The organism is Protofrankia sp. Cj5 (assembly GCF_917627405.1).
Taxonomy (GTDB): Bacteria; Actinomycetota; Actinomycetes; order Frankiales; family Frankiaceae; genus Protofrankia.
Genome location: NZ_CAKJTO010000066.1, coordinates 1 through 17,627, shown reverse-complemented (window position 1 = coordinate 17,627; position 17,627 = coordinate 1). Strand labels below are relative to the sequence as shown.

Genomic DNA, 17,627 nt, shown 5'->3' with positions numbered 1-17,627 from the left:
CAGCATGACAGCGGATCCACATCGTTCCGGGCGGCCTCACCTCAAGACGACGTCACATCAGCCGGGCCCGGATGCTCCCGCGCTGTCTGTCCCGCCAGCGGTGTCCGCCGCGACAGCGCCGCCCACCGTCGCCGTTGGGGGAACGCCCCCGGCCTGGACCGGCGCGGCCAACGAGCGGGCGAGCAGCTGGGAGACGTCCAGGACCTCGACGCCTTCCCTTGCCCCGCCGGACTGCTTCTTCTCGGTCACGGCATCGGTCAGCATGACGATGCAGAACGGGCAGGCCGTGGACACGATGTCCGGATCGAGCGCGAGCGCCTCGTCCACCCGTTCGACGTTGACCCGCTTACCGATCTTCTCTTCCATCCACATGCGGGCGCCGCCGGCACCGCAGCAGAAGCCGCGGTCCTTGCAGCGGTGCATCTCCTGGCTGCGCAGGCCGGGAATGCTGTCGAGGATCTCCCGTGGCGGGGTGTAGACCTGGTTGTGCCGGCCGAGGAAACACGGATCATGGTAGGTGACCGATGAGTCCACCGGCTGGACGGGGATGAGCCTCCCGTCCTCGACGAGCTTGCCGAGCAGCTGTGTGTGATGGATGACCTCATATGTCCCGCCGAGCGCCGGGTACTCGTTCGCGAGGCTGTTGAAACAGTGCGGGCAGGTGGCCACGATCTTCTTCGCGGACGCGGCGTTGAGAACCTCGATGTTGGCCTTGGCCATCTCCTGGTACAGGTACTCGTTACCGAGCCGGCGGGCCGGGTCGCCGGTGCAGGACTCGCTTGTGCCGAGGATGGCGAACGACACCCCGGCGGTGTGCAGCAGCTCGGCGAACGCCCGGGAGACCTTCTTGGCCCGGTCCTCGATCGCGCCGGCGCAGCCCACCCAGTACAGGTACTCGACATCGTCCGGAATGGCCGCACCATCGTCGAGCACCCGGACGTCGAATGCCAGCCCCTCGGTCCACTCCGTGCGGACCCGCGGCGAGACGCCCCACGGGTTGCCGTTGTTCTCCAGGTTGCGCAACATCACGCCGGCCTCGCTCGGGAAGGCCGACTCGATCATGACCTGGTAACGGCGCATGTCGATGATGTGATCGACGTGCTCGATGTCGACGGGGCACTGCTCGACGCAGGCGCCGCAGTTGGTGCAGGACCACAGGACGTCGGGGTCGATGACCCCGCCTTCCTCCTCGGTGCCGACGAGCGGTCGGTCGACCTGCGGCTGACCGGGCTCGGGAACCCGCCCGAAGCCCGACTCGGGTACATGGTGGGCAACGTGCTTCGTCGACGTTTCCGCCGAACCGCCGGTGGCCGCGCCGGCTGAGGCCGTGGCCTCCTCGCTGTCCCCAGCCGCCTTGGCCGCGAGCAGATACGGCGCCTTCGCGAACAGGTGGTCCCGAAGATCCATGATCAGAATCTTCGGCGACAACGGCTTGCCGGTGTTCCAGGCCGGGCACTGGCTCTGGCAGCGCCCGCACTCCGTGCAGGTGGAGAAGTCGAGCATGGCCTTCCAGGAGAAGTCCTCGACCTTGCCGACGCCGACGATCGGCTCGTCGGCCTCCATCAGGCTCTCGATGTCGGGGGTGCTGCCGAGCCGGCCGAGCGCCTTGGGCTCACGCTTGGTGATGACGTTGATCGGCGCAAGGAAGATGTGCAGGTGCTTGGAGTAGGCGACCAGCACCAGGAAGCCCATGATGATGGCGATGTTGAGCAGCAGGAAGACGGTCTCGATGTGCTCGTTGACCGACGTCGAGAAGACGTCCAGCGGACGGCTGACCAGGTAGGACGCGAAGGCCCACCTCGTGTCGCCCTGCGGGTGGGTGCCGGCGTTGAACTGGGCGCCCCGCAGGATCAGCAGGGTGACTATCACCGACGTGATCATTCCTAGGATGACCCAGGCCGGCCCCGTGTGCGAGCCGTAGAAGCGCGACCGGCGCTCGAGGCGGGCCGGCGCGTTGCGCAGCCGAATGATCGTAAAGGCCACGAGCCCGACGAGTACCGCCACCGCGAAGAAGTCCTCGACGAAGCCAACCACCGCCCAATGGCCGAACAGCGGTATGTGGAAGTGGTCGTCGAAGAGCGCGCCGAACGCCTCGATCACGGTCAGCATGAGGATCGTGAAGCCCCAGAAGGTGAAGGCATGCGCGAGCCCGGGGACCGTCCACTTCAGCAGTTTTCGCTGGCCGCCGACCTCACTGATCTCACTCCACAGACGCTCGGCCGCCCCGTCGAACCGGCCGGGAGCCGGTTGGCCCTGGCGGATCAGCCTGAACAACCAGTAAAACCGTCGTCCGGCCACCGCCAGAGCGACAACGGCGATCACTCCACCGACAGCGAGTCTCACACATCCTCCAGTCACTCCTACCGACGGTGGGAGCCTACTGCTACCAATCGGTAACTTGCTCACCGACCCAGGCAGTTGCCCACAAGACCGCTGCTTACCCTCCTCCACACACGGGCCACACGCAGCCCTTGGGCAACCCGGCCGGCACCGGCGGGACGCTCCGGCCAGCCCTGGCTCGGCGCTCAGCCTCCCCAACTGGGCAAAATAGCAATATCATATAACTATCTAGCGACAAAGCCGGGCCGGACCAACGTCCCCCCAACCACGGGAAACTTGGGCCGATTACAGTGATTCACTTGTCCCGGCGAGCCCAACGGTTGCAGGATGGATGCGGCCTGTAATACGCGTACGCGCTGCCGCGATGATGCTCGGCGCCTGGAAGAATTGTGATTACCAAGAAGCTCCGGCAGCTGGGCGTTCGATCAGACAGCGGCGTCCGGGCGGATGGATCGCGAGGCGGCGGAGGGAGACGCCGGAGGTGCTGGGCGTTGACCGAGGCGCCGCCCGACGCCGCGAGCCGGACAGTCCTATTGCCAGAGCCTCCAAGGCTCCGGACGACGTTGGCGACCTCACGATCCATGGTGGACACGATGGCGAGTACGACGAAGAGCCCGGCCAGGGGCCCGCTCAGAAGCCCGTTCGGAGGCGACCCGCGGGACCGGCCCGGCTACTCCCTCCAGATGGCCTACCAGCGTGCGCGGGAACAGCACGCGCGGATGCGGCGCGAGCGCCTCGCGTACACCGTGCCCCGCGCCGCGTTGCGTGCCTTCCCCATCGCCGCGGTATTCGCGGTCCTGGTCGCGTTGGGCCTGGGCCTGTCGACGTCCATCGCCGTGGGCGTGTTCCTGCTGATCGAGCTGGGCTGGCCACTGATCGTGATCGGCCGGTCGTTCGATCCGGTCCCCGAGATCGAGGCGCTGCGCGAAGGCGCCGAAGCCGAACGCAAGACGGCCAGCGCGATCAACCGGCTCCGCCGGTACGGATATGTGATCATGCATGATCGCAGCGTCCCCGGTTCAGCGGCGAGCGTCGGGCACCTTCTGGTCGGGCCGGGCGGAGTCATGGTGATCAAAAGTGATGCCTCCACCGGCACGGTGCGCTACGCCAAGGACGGGGGCAAGGACGGAGCCAAGGTCGACGGGCAGTCGCTCCGAAAGCCGCTCGACCTCACCAAATGGCTCGGCGACGAAGTGCGCGCCCGGACCCGCACAGCCACACCGATGATCAAAATTCCGGTGACGCCGATTCTCGCGATGGTCGAGGCAGGCGTTCTGTGGAGCGACGGAGCGGTCGAGGGTGTCACCGTCATCAGCTTGAAAGATCTCGTGTCCTACATCCGGGGACGGCCGGACAGGCTCAACCCGGCGGAGGTCACCAAGGTGCTCGCCGTCGTCCAGCGCCTGTTCCCGCCCTACTCCGCCAACCCGCCCACGGACGCCATCACCGTCGACCGCGACCAGTGGCTCATTCTGATGGACGCGCTGCGCACCATCCGTGAACGGGGCGGCGACGCGACCGACATGCTCGACCAACTAGCGAAGATCGAAAATGATCTCACGCAGCTCGCCGAAACGAGCGGCCAGTCCGGCATCCTGCCGATACCCACCAACGGCGCGGGCGACGGCGACGAGAACACCGGCGACGGCGACCTCATCAGCGAGCTCACGAGCATGGCAGAGGCCTCGCCCGGACGTCTCCCCGACGACCCGTCAACAGGCCGGCGGCGCGGGCGGGTGCTGGCCGCTGTTCGCCCGCTACGGTCGGTCCCGCGCCAGACCCACTATGACGATGGGGACGGCACCGGCACCAGCCCAGCTGGTGGCCACCAGGACTAGGAGCGACCGGCAACAGGGCGCGCAGGATCCCGGCGATCCGTTCAGCGCCTGATCCGGCGCCCTCCGCGGTCCTGGTCTCCGCGGACCCGCGCCCCCGAGGCTCTTGACCTACCGCATTCCCCTGTGATTCCCCCGCGCGGACGGCCGGTGGGCATATGCCCGCCGGCCGTCCGCGCGTCTCCGGGCTCTGGCATGCCCCGGGCTCTGGCATGCCCTGGGGCCTGGCATGCCCCGGGCTATCGCGCATCCCGCGGCCGACGGCTGAGTGCCACAGCCTTCGGGGAACAGAATCCCTCTCAACAACCTTGAGCTCCGTAGGCTCATGTTTGACGGTGACTGGTCTATCATTAGATTCTGAGTCAGCAGGGCTCAACTACTACACGAGCGGTCCCGGTCGGGCTCCCACGAGAACGGAGCAGCCGGGCCGTCCTGATCCGAGAGGCACACAGACATGGCACGAGCGGTCGGTATCGACCTCGGCACCACGAACTCCGTTGTGAGCGTGCTCGAGGGCGGCGAACCCACGGTGATCGCCAATGCCGAGGGCTCCCGGACGACTCCGTCCGTCGTCGCCTTCGCCAAGAACGGTGAGGTCCTGGTTGGCGAGGTCGCGAAACGGCAGGCGGTCACGAACGTCGAGCGGACCATCCGGTCGGTCAAGCGCCACATGGGCACCGACTGGAAGATGAAGGTCGACACCAAGGACTTCACCCCGCAGCAGATCAGCGCGTTCATCCTCCAGAAGCTCAAGCGGGATGCCGAGTCCTACCTCGGTGAGACCGTGGCCGACGCCGTCATCACCGTGCCCGCCTACTTCGACGACGCCCAGCGCCAGGCGACCACCGAGGCGGGCACCATCGCCGGTCTCAACGTCCTGCGCATCGTGAACGAGCCCACCGCCGCCGCCCTCGCCTACGGGCTGGACAAGGGCGAGAAGGAACAGACCATTCTGGTCTTCGACCTCGGTGGCGGCACCTTCGACGTGTCCCTGCTGGAGATCGGTGACGGGGTCGTCGAGGTGAAGTCGACCTCCGGTGACACCCACCTCGGTGGTGACGACTGGGACCAGCGCGTCACCGACCACCTGATCAAAACGTTCTCCGGTCAGCACGGTGTCGACCTCGGCAAGGACAAGATGGCCCTGCAGCGCCTGCGGGAAGCCGCCGAGAAGGCAAAGATCGAACTGTCGCAGTCCACCCAGACCAGCATCAACCTGCCCTACATCACCGCTTCGGCCGAGGGCCCGCTGCACCTGGACGTCACTCTGACCCGTTCGGAGTTCCAGCGGATGACGTCCGATCTGATCGACCGCTGCAAGCACCCCTTCCAGCAGGCCGTCAAGGACGCCGGGGTCAAGGTCTCCGACATCGACCACGTCGTGCTCGTCGGCGGATCCACCCGGATGCCGGCCGTGGTCGACCTGGTGCGCGAGCTGACCGGCGGCAAGGAGCCGAACAAGGGCGTCAACCCCGACGAGGTCGTCGCCGTGGGCGCCTCTCTGCAGGCCGGTGTCCTCAAGGGCGAGGTCAAGGACGTCCTGTTGCTCGACGTCACCCCGCTCTCCCTCGGTATCGAGACCAAGGGCGGCATCATGACCAAGCTCATCGAGCGGAACACCACCATCCCGACCAAGCGGTCGGAGATCTTCACCACCGCTGAGGACAGTCAGCCGTCCGTGCAGATCCAGGTCTTCCAGGGCGAGCGCGAGATGGCCTCCTACAACAAGAAGCTCGGCATGTTCGAGCTCACCGGGCTGCCGCCGGCGCCGCGGGGCATCCCGCAGATCGAGGTCACCTTTGACATCGACGCCAATGGCATCGTCCATGTCTCCGCGAAGGACCTCGGCACCGGCAAGGAGCAGTCGATGACGATCACCGGCGGCTCGGCGCTGCCCCGGGATGACATCGACAAGATGGTCCGCGACGCCGAGCAGTACGCCGAGGAGGACCGCAAGCGCCGCGAGGAGGCTGAGACCCGCAACCAGGGTGAGACCCTCGTGTACTCCACCGAACGCTTCCTGGCCGAAAACGGCGACAAGATCGACGCCGCGATCAAGAGCGATGTGGAGGAGAAGCTGTCCACGCTGCGCGCGGCGGTCGGCGGTACCGACATCGCGGCCATTCGCGAGTCCACCGCCGAACTCGCGAAGGCCAGTTCGGCGATGGGCCAGTCGCTCTACGCGGATGCGCAGAGCGCGGCGGCTTCGGGCGCGGGTGGCGCATCCGGTCCGGGCACGGACGACGATGTCGTGGATGCCGAGATAGTGGATGAGGAGGACAAGAAGTGACCTCGGCTCATGGGGATGACTGGACGCTCGGCATGTCCACGCCGGACGAGCCTGTGATCGTCCGGGACAGACGCCGTATTGATCCCGAGAGCGGGCAGGTACGGGAAGAGGCCAGCCGGGCGGAGACGAAGGCCACGGGCGGCGGCACCGCCACCGCGACAGCCAGCTCCACAGCCGAGGACGGGCTGCTGGAACCCCTGCGTAAGCAGGTGGCCGAACGTACCGCCGACCTCCAGCGGCTCAAGGCCGAGTTCGACAACTACCGCCGGCGGGTCGAACGGGACCGCCAGGTCATGGCCGAGCAGGCGACGGGAAAGCTGCTGACGGCCCTGCTGCCCACCCTCGACGACATCGGCCGGGCACGCGACCACGGTGATCTGGAGGGCCCGTTCAAGGCCGTCGCCGAGTCGCTGGAAAGCGCGCTGGAGACCGCCGGGCTCGAGCGGTTCGGCGTCCAGGGGGACGAGTTCGACCCCCTGGTCCACGACGCTCTCATGCACACCTACTCCTCGCAGGTGACCCGGTCGACCTGTGTGGACGTCTTCCGTGCCGGCTATCGTCACGCCGGCCGGGTGCTGCGGCCAGCACAGGTCTCAGTCGCCGAACCGGCGCCGGACGCCGAGACCGCTCAGGGCATGGCGGACCTGCCGGTGGAGAGCACGCCGAGCGCGGAAGGCGGCGCGGCGGAAGCCGTCGAGTAGTCGATGTCATTCGACCTTTTGCCAGGAAAAATCCGCCTCAAGCGTCCATACGCGACATGATGGTGAAAGGAGGGGCGCCGTGAGTGTTCGTGACATGGTCGAAAAGGATTACTACGCCGCTCTCGGCGTCCCCAAGGACGCCTCGGCGACCGACATCAAGAAGGCCTACCGCCGGCTTGCCCTTGAGCTGCATCCGGATAAGAATCCCGATGACCCGAAGGCTGAGGCCCGCTTCAAGGAGATTTCCGAGGCCTACGACGTCCTGTCGGACGAAACCCGGCGTCGGGAGTACGACGAGGCGCGAGCGCTGTTCACCGCGGGTAACACCGGTGGTCATCCCGCTGGTGGTTACGGCTACCAACCGGGCGGCTTCAGATCCGGCGGATCCGGCGCGTTCAACCTCGATGACCTGCTGGGTGGGGCAGGCGCAGGCCCCGGTCCCGGTCCCGGGCTCGGAGGCCTGTTCGACAACCTGTTCCAAAGGCCACCGACGGGCCGTGGCCCCCGCCGTGGCGGCGACATCGCGGCTGAAGTCACGATCCCGTTCGAGAAGGCTCTGACGGGGCTTGAAGCCACTGTCCGGCTGCCAGGCGCGGCGACCTGTGTTACCTGCGCGGGATGCGGTGCCCGTCCGGGTACGACGCCACGGACCTGCCCAACCTGCCGGGGCCTGGGCGTGGTGTCCCGCTCCCAGGGTGGGTTCGCGCTGTCGGAGCCGTGCCGCGACTGCATCGGCAAGGGGACGATTATTGATTCGCCGTGCCCAAGCTGTCTGGGCACGGGCCGGCGGGAGCGCGAGCAGCGCATCCGTATCCCGCCAGGCGTCGCGGACGGTCAACGGCTTCGGGTTCGGGGCCGCGGCTCCCCGGGTGAGCGCGGCGGGCAGTCCGGCGACCTCGAGGTAACCGTCCACGTGCTCGCCCATCCGGTCTTCGGCCGCGAGGGCCACAACCTGACGATCACCTTGCCGGTGACCTTCACGGAGGCCGCGCTGGGCGCGTCGGTGAAGGTGCCGACGATCGACGGTGCTCCGCTGACGGTGAAGGTGCCGTCCGGCACGTCGAGCGGGCGGCGCCTGCGAGTACGTGGGCGTGGGGTGCCGCGGGGCGGCAACGGCCACGGCGACCTCATCGTGACCGTTGAAGTAACCGTGCCACGGCCCGCCGACCTGTCCCCGAAGGCCCGTACCGCGCTGCAGGAGTTCGCGCACGCCCATCCCGAAGATCCACGTACGTCGCTGATGGCACAGATGGAGGGCCGGCTATGAAACCACGGCCGAGCCGCACGGCCGATCCGCCGCTACTGCCAGCTGATCGGCCGGCAGCAGCCAGATCCGGGCCAGGGCCCGCGCATGACGACGACACACCCGTGTATGTGATCTCTATTGCCGCGCAGCTGGCCGGCATGCATCCGCAGACGCTGCGGGCCTACGACCGGTTGGGGCTCGTTACTCCGGGGCGAACATCCGGACGCGGCCGGCGATACTCCGTCCGGGACGTCGCCATGCTGCGGGAGGTACAGCGGCTTTCCCAGGAGGAGGGCATCAACCTACAGGGAATCCGCCGGATCCTGGACCTGGGCAGCCAGGTGATGATCTTGAAAGATCAAATCCGGCAGCTCACCGAGGAACTGGCGCTGGCCCACGCTGAGGCCGAACGCAGGGTGGCCGATGCGCACAGGAGCCACCGACGGGATCTCGTGCCGATCGACCGCGGCGCGATCGTGGTCTGGCGGCCGGGCCCGCACCGCTAGACCCGCTGTCAGGCCCGCCGTCCAGGCCCGCCGTCCAGGCCCGCCGTCCAGGCCCGCCGTCCAGACCCGCCGTCCAGACCCGCCGTCCAGACCCGCATTGCCAGGCCTGTTCCGCGCGGCCTGCGCACCACCCCCATGATTACCGCCTCAGGTTCGCCCGCATCCACCCGTGGCACTTCAAACCTACGGCGTGTTGCGGAAGTCGTCGTTCGATCAGGGAGCCGCAGCCAAGGGCCGCCCGGACGCGGCGAGCCGAACAGTTAACCGTCGAAATACGCCCTACGAGCGACCGGCAACAGGACTATCCGGCTCGCGCCGTCCGGGCGGCGCCTCGCGCCGCCGTCATCGGCCGACGCCCAGCACCTCCAGCGACTCCCCGCACCGCCTGGCGATCCATCCACCCGGACGCCGCTCACTGATCGAACGCCCTATCCTCGAGCACCCTCAGTCGAAACGACTCTAAGTCGAAACGACTCAACTATTCTGAGCGTCACTGAAGACGGAACACACAAAACGATCATTCTAGGACTCCCATGAACGCTGACCGGCTCACCGCCCGCTCCCAGGAAGCACTCTCCTCCGCAGTCAGCCGCGCCACCGGCGACGGCTCGCCGCTCGTCGACCCGCTTCATCTGCTGGTAGCCGTCCTGAGCCAGCCGAACGGGGTGGCGATCGACCTGCTCGACGCCATCGAGGCCCCGCTCGCCCAGGTACGCGCCCGCGCGGAAGCGGCGGTCAGCCGGCTGCCACACGCCACCGGCGCCAGCGTCTCCCCGCCGCAACTGTCCCGGCAGCTCATCACCGTCCTCGACAACGCCGAGCGGCAGGCGAATCGGCTCGATGACGAATACACCTCGGTCGAGCACCTGTTGGTCGCGCTCGCGGAGGAGGGCGGCGAGGCCTCCCGGGTGCTGACCGAGTTCGGGGCGACGGCCGAGACCCTGCGCGGAGCCTTCGACACCGTCCGCGGCGGTGTCCACCGCGTGACCAGCCGCGATCCCGAGGGCGCCTACCGGGCGCTGGAGAAGTTCTCCGTCGACCTGACCGAGCAGGCGCGGGCCGGCAAACTCGACCCGGTTATCGGCCGCGACGCCGAGATCCGACGGGTTGTGCAGGTCCTGTCCAGGCGGACGAAGAACAACCCGGTCCTCATCGGCGAACCGGGCGTCGGCAAGACCGCGATCGTCGAAGGCCTCGCGCTGCGGGTCGTCGCCGGTGATGTTCCGGAGTCCTTGCGCGACCGGCGCATCGTCTCGCTCGACCTCGGGTCGATGGTTGCCGGGTCGAAACTGCGGGGCGAGTTCGAGGAGCGGCTGCGGGCCGTCCTCAACGAGATCCGCTCCGCCGAAGGCCGGCTCATCACGTTCATCGACGAGCTGCACACGGTGGTCGGTGCCGGCGCCGCCGAAGGTTCCATGGACGCCGGCAACATGCTCAAGCCCATGCTCGCCCGCGGCGAGCTGCGCATGATTGGCGCGACAACCCTCAACGAGTACCGCACCCGTATCGAGAAGGACCCAGCCCTGGAGCGCCGGTTCCAGCCGGTTCTGGTCGGCGAGCCGTCGACGGAGGACACCATCGGCATCCTGCGCGGGCTCAAGGAACGCTACGAGGTGCACCACGGTGTTCGCATCACCGACGCGGCCCTCGTCGCCGCCGCCACGCTGTCCGACCGGTACGTCAGCGGGCGCTTCCTGCCTGACAAGGCCATCGACCTTGTGGACGAGGCCGCGTCCCGGCTCCGGATGGAGATCGACAGCCGGCCGGTGGCCATCGACGAGCTGGAGCGGGCCGTCCGGCGCCTGGAGATCGAGGAGATGGCTCTGGCCAAGGAGAACGACAAGGCATCCAAGGACCGTCTCGGCCGCCTCCAGCGCGAACTCACCGAGAAGCGGACGGAGCTGTCCAGCCTGACCGCTCGCTGGCAGCGGGAGAAGAGCTCCATCGTCGAGGTCCAGAAGGTCAAGGAGGAGCTGGAGAACGCCAAGCGGGCCATTGAGGTCGCCGAACGCGACCTTGACCTGGCCAAGGCCGGCGAGCTGCGCTACGGCACGATCCCCACCCTGGAGAAACGGCTCGCCGCGGCAACCGACGCGCTGCCCGGCGCGGACGAGGCAGACGGCGCAATGCTGAAGGAGGAGGTCGGCCCGGACGATGTGGCCGAGGTCGTCGCCTCCTGGACAGGAATTCCCGCCGGCCGGCTGCTGGAGGGTGAAAGCGCCAAACTGCTTCGGATGGAGGACGAACTACACAGGCGTGTCATCGGTCAGCGGGCCGCGGTACGTGCTGTTTCCGATGCCGTGCGCCGTGCCCGTGCCGGCATCTCCGACCCGGACCGGCCGACCGGCTCTTTTCTCTTCCTCGGCCCTACCGGGGTCGGCAAGACCGAACTGGCGAAGGCGCTCGCGGACTTTCTGTTCGACGACGAACGCGCGGTGGTGCGCATCGACATGAGCGAGTACGCCGAGAAGCACTCGGTGGCGCGGCTTATCGGCGCGCCACCCGGCTACATCGGATTCGAGTCGGGCGGGCAGCTCACCGAGACGATCCGCCGCCGCCCGTACAGTGTGATCCTGTTGGATGAGATCGAGAAGGCGCATCCAGACGTTTTCGACATCCTCCTGCAGGTGCTCGACGACGGGCGTCTCACCGACGGCCAGGGCCGGACGGTCGACTTCCGCAGCACGATCGTGGTACTGACGTCCAACCTTGGGTCGCAATTCATCGCGGATCCAACTCTGTCGCCACAGGTGCGGCATGATTCCGTGATGGTCGTCGTCCAGGAGGCGTTCAAGCCCGAGTTCCTCAACCGGCTCGACGATGTCCTGGTCTTTGACCAGCTTGACCGCGACGACCTGGCCCGCATCGTCGACCTCCAGCTTGACCTGCTGCGAGCCCGGCTCACCGACCGGCGGATCACGCTGACGGTCACCGACGCGGCACGTGCCTGGCTGGCCGACGCCGGCTTCGACCCGGTTTTCGGGGCCCGCCCGCTGCGGCGGCTGGTGCAGACCTCGATCGGAGACTCGCTGGCCCGGGAGCTGCTCGCCGGCACCGTACGGGACGGCGACGAGGTTGTCGTGGAGGTCGACCCGAACCGCCGTGGTCTCCAGGTCCACCCCGCGGTGCATACCGGATGATCGGTTCGGACTACGGCGTGTTTCGGAAGTCGTCGTTCGATCAGGAAGGCGCGTCCAGGTGGTTCCTGGCAAGGCCGCAGACCACACCGATACCGGATGAGTTGTATCGGTGTGGCCGAGAACGCAGCCAGAGGCCGCCTGGACGTGGCGAGCCGGACAGATGGCTTTCGAAACACGCCCTAGGGCTCACTGTCGGCGTCGGCTCTCCGGATCCGCCAGGTGCCGATGTCGTCACGGTAGAGGGTCTCGCCTTCCTCATGGAGCCTGCGATGATGCCGCCCGCATTGCAGAACAAGATTGTCGAGTTCAGTCGGCCCCCCGTCGATCCAATGCACGAGATGATGACCGTCGCAGAACGACGGCGGCCGGTCACAGCCCGGGTAGACGCATCCGCCGTCGCGGAGCTCCAACGCGCGATGCTGCGCGGCAGAGACTGTGGGAGCCTCCCGACTGAGATCGAAAATTTTGCTTTCGCCCCAGGTCAGCAGATGACTGACTCGTGCGTCGCACGCGATCCGGCGGATGGCGGCAGGAGTGATCGGCCATCCGCCGGTGAAACCAGCACGGACGGTGAGCCTGGTGGGAAACTCCGGCGGACGGACCGCCGCTGCCGCACGCGCGGGGACGGCAGAAGGGTCCGAGCCGGCTTCTGAGGCCGCCGAGGTTGCTGCCCGCACCGGCGGTAGCAACGCCGCGACCTCGACTACAGCGGTCAGCTGCGGTCGATGGCCATGCACCTGCGAAAGATCCGCCTGGCCCAGATAATGTCGGGCGATTTCGACCAGGGCGTCCGCCCGACGCTGATCCTTGGAGCGCGTATCGTCTGCCGCGGGCGCTCCTCCCATAGCCGCGTCCAAGGCCGCGGTGACAGTCTCCCCTCCTTCGGCGTCGAGCTGGCCCCGCAGGAACATCTTGCCCTCGAGCGAGGACGACACGGTCAACGCACACGCCCGATGAGCGCCGTTCCGATCTCCGCTCACGGCGTCAGGATCAGAGAGCGGATCGAACCGAGCCGCCATACCCCGCCGTGCGGGCAGATCAGCCAACCGCATACCAGCCACCCCTTCCGCCCCAAAGGAAGTCGAACTCACGTTCGAATCATAGCCGAAGCGAAGAGCACGATCAACCCCGCGAAACGCGCGATGGGGCTGGCCCAGCACCGGCGGTAAGGTGCTGCGGTGTGCTTTTCCGGTTCATCGACTCGGCGCGGCCTGTTCGCGGGTGCGGCGCTGGTGCTTGCCGGATGCGCAGCTGGCGGCCGTACCAGCGGTGGCACCGGCAACGGCGGTGGTGACAGCGGCCGCGGCGCCGAGCCATCGGTGAGCACGCCGCCAACGGCCACCGCGGGAGTTGTCCCGCCGCCGGCGGGTGCCGCCGCGGCAACCTCCTCCACGCCGTCCGCCGGAGGCGGCCCGGCGACCGAACTGGTACGCGCGAGCTCAGGCCGTCCGGAGGTGGCGCTGACGTTCCACACCAACGGCGACATCGCTCTGGTCGACGGGCTCCTCGCCGCTGTGGCCCAGGCCCAAGTGCCGATCACCTGCATGTTCGTGTGCAACTGGCTGGAGCGGTACCCGGACTACGCCCGCCGCGTCCGGGACGCCGGACACGAAATCGGAAACCACACGTACACCCATCTCGCCGATCTTGACCGACAGAGCGCTTCCGTGGTGCGCTCGGAGGTGGAGCGCTCGCAGGAGATCATGGAGCGAGTGACCGGCGGGCCGGGGGACTACTTCCGGCCCTCAGCGATGCACCATGCCACCCCGACGGTGCTCGCCGAGGCTGGCCGGGCCGGTTACGCGCACTGCCTGTCCTACGATGTGGATCCGCTCGACTACACCGACCCCGGCGCCGACGCGGTGGTCACGCGCACACTTGCGGCGGTGCGGCCCGGCTCGGTGGTGAGCCTGCACTTCGGGCATGCGGGCACGATCCCCGCCCTGCCTCGAATCATCACCGGTCTTGGGCAGAAGGGACTACGCCCGGTGACAGTACACGATCTTTTCGCCTGACCTCGGCCAGGCAGTCTCATAGCGCCGCGATGGATAGTGTCGGGCGATGCGAGGGCTCGCGGTTGCCGACGAGGTCCGGGTGGCGCTGGACGCGGGGCGGCCGGTGGTCGCGCTGGAGTCGACACTGATCGCCCACGGCCTGCCGCGTCCCCGTAACCGGGAGGTCGCGGCCGAGCTGGAAACGCTGCTGCGCGACCGCGGAGTGACGCCGGCCACCATCGCCGTGATCGACGGGACACCCACCGTTGGCCTGTGCCCGGATGCGCTCAGCGCAATCGCGGAGGCCTCGGATGTGGCGAAGCTGTCCGTCCGGGACCTGCCCGTCGCCTCCGCGTTGCACCGCACCGGCGCGACCACGGTCGCCGCCACGTCGCTGCTCGCCGCCCGCGCCGGCATCCGCGTGTTCGCCACCGGCGGGCTCGGCGGGGCGCACCGTGGCTGGGCCGACAGCGCGGACGAATCCGCGGACCTGGTCACGCTGGCCCGTACCCCGATCACCGTGATCTGCGCGGGGATGAAGTCGATCCTGGACGTCGGCGCGACGCTCGAACGGCTGGAAACCCTCGGCGTGACCCTGCTCGGGTGGCGAACGAACAGCTTCCCCGGTTTTTACCTGTCCCGGACGGAGTTCGCTGTCGACTGGCGGGTGGAGGACGCGCGGCAGGTCGCCGCCGTCATGGCCGATGCCGACACGCTCGGCCTGCGCTCTGCCGTGGTCGTCGCCAATCCTGTGCCCGAGGCCGAGCAGCTCGACCATGACCTGCATGACCGGGTCCTCGCTGAGGCGCTGGCCGGGGCGGCCCGGCGGGGCCTGCGTGGGAAGGCCGTCACCCCGTTCCTGCTGGAGACGTTCCACCGCGAAACGGCCGGCGCCAGCCTGGAGACGAACATCGCCGTCGTCCGCAACAACGTGACCGTCGCCGCCGGCATCGCCACCGCCTGGGCCGCCGAAGCTGGAGCTCCGGGTGTCAGTGGAGCTCCGGGTGTCAATGGAGCCGCGGGCTGATGGGGCAGGGCCGCGAGCTGGATGAGGCCGTGGGCTGATGGGGCTGAGAGCTTGATGGGGCTGAGAGTCCGTCGTCACCCAGGCGGCCGCCCTGCGCTGGGGCAGCCCCCGCGTGGGTTTTCCGGCGGGCACGCCGCCGGGTACAGCATGCCGCCTGCTCGAAAACCTTGATAACCCGTCACGCTGGCGCGCCCGCCGTATCGCTTCCGTCTCAGGCGGCCTTCCTGCGAACATCCTTGCTTGGGACCGGAGGCGGGGATGCTGGTGGACAGAGCCTGGAGAATCGTCGCGTGGTCGGCCCGGCCACGGCTCAAGTGGGCCGCCCTCCTGCTGTGGATCATTATTACGGTCGTCGTCAGCCCACTCGCGTCCAGACTGGCCGACGCGCAGAAGAACGACGCCGCGGCCTTCCTGCCCGCCGGAGCCGAATCCACCCGCGTGCTCACGGCCCAGCGGCTTCTGCCGGGCGGGGACGCCGTACCGGCGATCGTCGTCTTCGCCCGTGATCCTGAACTGACCTCCGCCGACCGGGCAACGGTGGAGGCGCTCGGTCACGAGCTCCAAAGGTTCTCCGTAATCCCGATCGGTGGGCCTATCCCGTCCCCCAGGGGCAATGCGCTGCTGCTGAGCATCAGCCTCGCGCAGCGGTCAGACATTGTGGATTTCACCCATGACGTCAAGGAGATCCGCCGGATCGTACGCACTGCCGCGCCGTCTGGGCTCCAGACAGGGCTGGCCGGACCAGCCGGTCTGTTGACGGACTCCTACGACGTGTTCAGCGGTGTCGATACCACCCTGCTGTTCGTCACCGGTGGGGTTGTCGCGGTCATTCTCCTCATCGTCTACCGCAGCCCTTTCCTGTGGCTGGCACCGCTGCTGTCGGTCGCCATCGCCGACCAGGTGGCCACCGCCCTGACCTATCTCGCGGCCAGGTACGGCGAGCTGACCGTCAACGGGCAGAGCGCCGGAATATTACGGGTGCTTGTATTCGGCGCCGGCACCGACTACGCGCTTCTGCTCATTGCCCGATACCGAGAGGAACTGACCAGGCACGAAAGTGCGCACGAGGCAATGGGGGTCGCTATCCGCCGGGCCGGGCCGGCAGTCGTCGCCTCCGCCGCGACCGTCATCGTGGGCCTGCTGTGCCTGTTACTGGGCGACCTCAACTCCGACCGAGGTCTCGGCCCGGTGGGAGCCATCGGTATAGCCGCGGCGCTGGTGACGATAATGACGCTTCTCCCGGCCGTGCTTGTCGCGTGCGGCCGGCGGTTGTTCTGGCCGTTCATCCCCGGGTACGGCACGGGAGCGGTCGAGGAGCCCGGTTTCTGGTCACGGGCCGGCGCTCGAATCGCCGCGCGGCCTCGCCGGGTCTGGATCGCGGCCACGCTGGTACTGACCGGGCTGGCGTTCGCGACCGTACATCTGAACACGAACCTACGTGGGGATCAGGGATTCACCGGACCGGTGGACTCCGTGGTAGGTCAGGAACTCGCCCAGCGCAGTTTCCCGGCTGGCGCGACCGCGCCGGCATACATCATTGCCAACGCCTCGGCCGCGGCCGACGTCCTTGCCACCATTCGCGGAAATCCCGCGGTCACCGCTGCCGAAGAAAACGGGCGCGGAGCGAACCTGGTCCAGTTCATTGCTATTCTCTCGCCGCCGCCCGACACGAAGGCCTCCTTCGACGCGGTTAAACAGCTCCGGGATGCCGTCCACGCGATACCCGGTGCGGACGGGCTGGTCGGCGGAACCACCGCCGTGAATCTGGACGTACGCACCGCCTCCGTGCGCGATCAGCGGGTCGTCATCCCAGTGGTCCTGAGTGTCCTGGCCGTGATTCTCGGGCTGCTGCTGAGGGCCGTGGTCACCCCGTTACTGCTGATTGCGACCGTGGTGCTGTCGTTCCTGGCCGCGCTCGGCGCCAGCGCGCTCGCGTACGACTGGCTGTTCGGCTTTGCCGGTGCCGATCCCTCCCTGCCACTGCTGGGATTCATCTTCCTGGTAGCGTTGGGAATCGATTACAACATCTTCCTGATGATCAGAGTTCGGGAAGAAGCTGAGAGAATCGGCCCCGAGCCGGGAGTGCGCCACGGGCTTGCCGTCACCGGCGGCGTCATCACCTCGGCGGGAGTCGTGCTGGCGGCCACCTTCTCGGTACTGTTCATCCTGCCGCTGGTGCAGCTTGCCGAGGTGGGCTTTCTGGTGGCGTTCGGCGTGCTGCTCGACACCCTGGTGGTGCGCTCGATCCTCGTCCCCGCGCTGGCGCTCGACATCGGCCCGAAGATCTGGTGGCCGAGTCGCCTGGCGACGCTACCGCCGGACCGGCCCGGAACAGCCGGCGCCGGCTCTGCCACCGACCATCAACAACGTCGAGGTCCTGGTCGGGCTTTGGGGCACACAGAGCACGCCGTGACCACGCCCCGGGATGCGGCATCCGCCATCACGGACGTGCCGCGGTCGCGAAGGGACTCTGCTGCCAATATCCGCGAAAGCCCCTAACCGAAAGTCGGAAACTCCGGCCCGAATACCTGCCGCCACAGGTTGACAG

The 17,627-nt window shown here is 67.9% G+C and carries 11 protein-coding genes; 9 read left to right on the top strand and 2 right to left on the bottom strand.

The window, feature by feature from the left end:
• Positions 1 to 57: 57 nt before the first annotated feature.
• Complete coding sequence (locus tag MJ777_RS14995) at positions 58 to 2,343, bottom strand: (Fe-S)-binding protein (RefSeq protein WP_239308275.1); 2,286 nt, start codon at positions 2,341 to 2,343, stop codon at positions 58 to 60.
• A gap of 590 nt (positions 2,344 to 2,933) precedes the next feature.
• Here MJ777_RS14995 and MJ777_RS14990 point away from each other — a divergent pair.
• From MJ777_RS14990 to clpB, 6 genes are all read left to right on the top strand, one after another.
• The gene (locus MJ777_RS14990) at positions 2,934 to 4,178 is read left to right on the top strand and encodes a nuclease-related domain-containing protein (protein ID WP_239376918.1); all 1,245 of its coding nucleotides are present in this window, start codon (positions 2,934 to 2,936) and stop codon (positions 4,176 to 4,178) included.
• Positions 4,179 to 4,629: 451 nt separating this feature from the next.
• On the top strand, positions 4,630 to 6,465 hold the full coding sequence (gene dnaK / locus MJ777_RS14985) for a molecular chaperone DnaK (RefSeq protein WP_239308277.1): 1,836 nt from the start codon (positions 4,630 to 4,632) through the stop codon (positions 6,463 to 6,465).
• Complete coding sequence (gene grpE / locus MJ777_RS14980; protein WP_370652727.1) at positions 6,462 to 7,166, top strand: nucleotide exchange factor GrpE; 705 nt, start codon at positions 6,462 to 6,464, stop codon at positions 7,164 to 7,166. The genes dnaK and grpE overlap by 4 nt, the downstream gene beginning before the upstream one ends.
• 79 nt (positions 7,167 to 7,245) lie before the next feature.
• The gene (gene dnaJ / locus MJ777_RS14975; RefSeq protein WP_239376917.1) at positions 7,246 to 8,433 is read left to right on the top strand and encodes a molecular chaperone DnaJ; all 1,188 of its coding nucleotides are present in this window, start codon (positions 7,246 to 7,248) and stop codon (positions 8,431 to 8,433) included.
• Complete coding sequence (locus MJ777_RS14970; protein WP_239308279.1) at positions 8,430 to 8,918, top strand: heat shock protein transcriptional repressor HspR; 489 nt, start codon at positions 8,430 to 8,432, stop codon at positions 8,916 to 8,918. The genes dnaJ and MJ777_RS14970 overlap by 4 nt, the downstream gene beginning before the upstream one ends.
• A 533-nt stretch (positions 8,919 to 9,451) precedes the next feature.
• Positions 9,452 to 12,058: an ATP-dependent chaperone ClpB gene (gene clpB, locus MJ777_RS14965; protein ID WP_239308280.1), complete on the top strand. Its 2,607-nt coding sequence runs from the start codon at positions 9,452 to 9,454 to the stop codon at positions 12,056 to 12,058.
• Between the two features lie 179 nt (positions 12,059 to 12,237).
• Here the strand turns inward: clpB and MJ777_RS14960 are convergent, their stop codons facing one another.
• The gene (locus MJ777_RS14960) at positions 12,238 to 13,149 is read right to left on the bottom strand and encodes an HNH endonuclease signature motif containing protein (protein WP_239376916.1); all 912 of its coding nucleotides are present in this window, start codon (positions 13,147 to 13,149) and stop codon (positions 12,238 to 12,240) included.
• A gap of 87 nt (positions 13,150 to 13,236) precedes the next feature.
• On the opposite strand from MJ777_RS14960, the gene MJ777_RS14955 reads away from it, so the two are divergent.
• The 3 genes from MJ777_RS14955 (at position 13,237) to MJ777_RS14945 (ending at position 17,578) form a co-directional block, all read left to right on the top strand.
• On the top strand, positions 13,237 to 14,073 hold the full coding sequence (locus tag MJ777_RS14955; RefSeq protein ID WP_239308281.1) for a polysaccharide deacetylase family protein: 837 nt from the start codon (positions 13,237 to 13,239) through the stop codon (positions 14,071 to 14,073).
• A 46-nt stretch (positions 14,074 to 14,119) separates the two neighbouring features.
• The gene (locus tag MJ777_RS14950; protein WP_239376915.1) at positions 14,120 to 15,079 is read left to right on the top strand and encodes a pseudouridine-5'-phosphate glycosidase; all 960 of its coding nucleotides are present in this window, start codon (positions 14,120 to 14,122) and stop codon (positions 15,077 to 15,079) included.
• A 258-nt stretch (positions 15,080 to 15,337) separates the two neighbouring features.
• A complete protein-coding gene (locus MJ777_RS14945) occupies positions 15,338 to 17,578 on the top strand; it encodes an MMPL family transporter (protein ID WP_239376914.1) in 2,241 nt (746 codons plus the stop codon).
• The last annotated feature ends 49 nt before the right edge of the window (positions 17,579 to 17,627 follow it).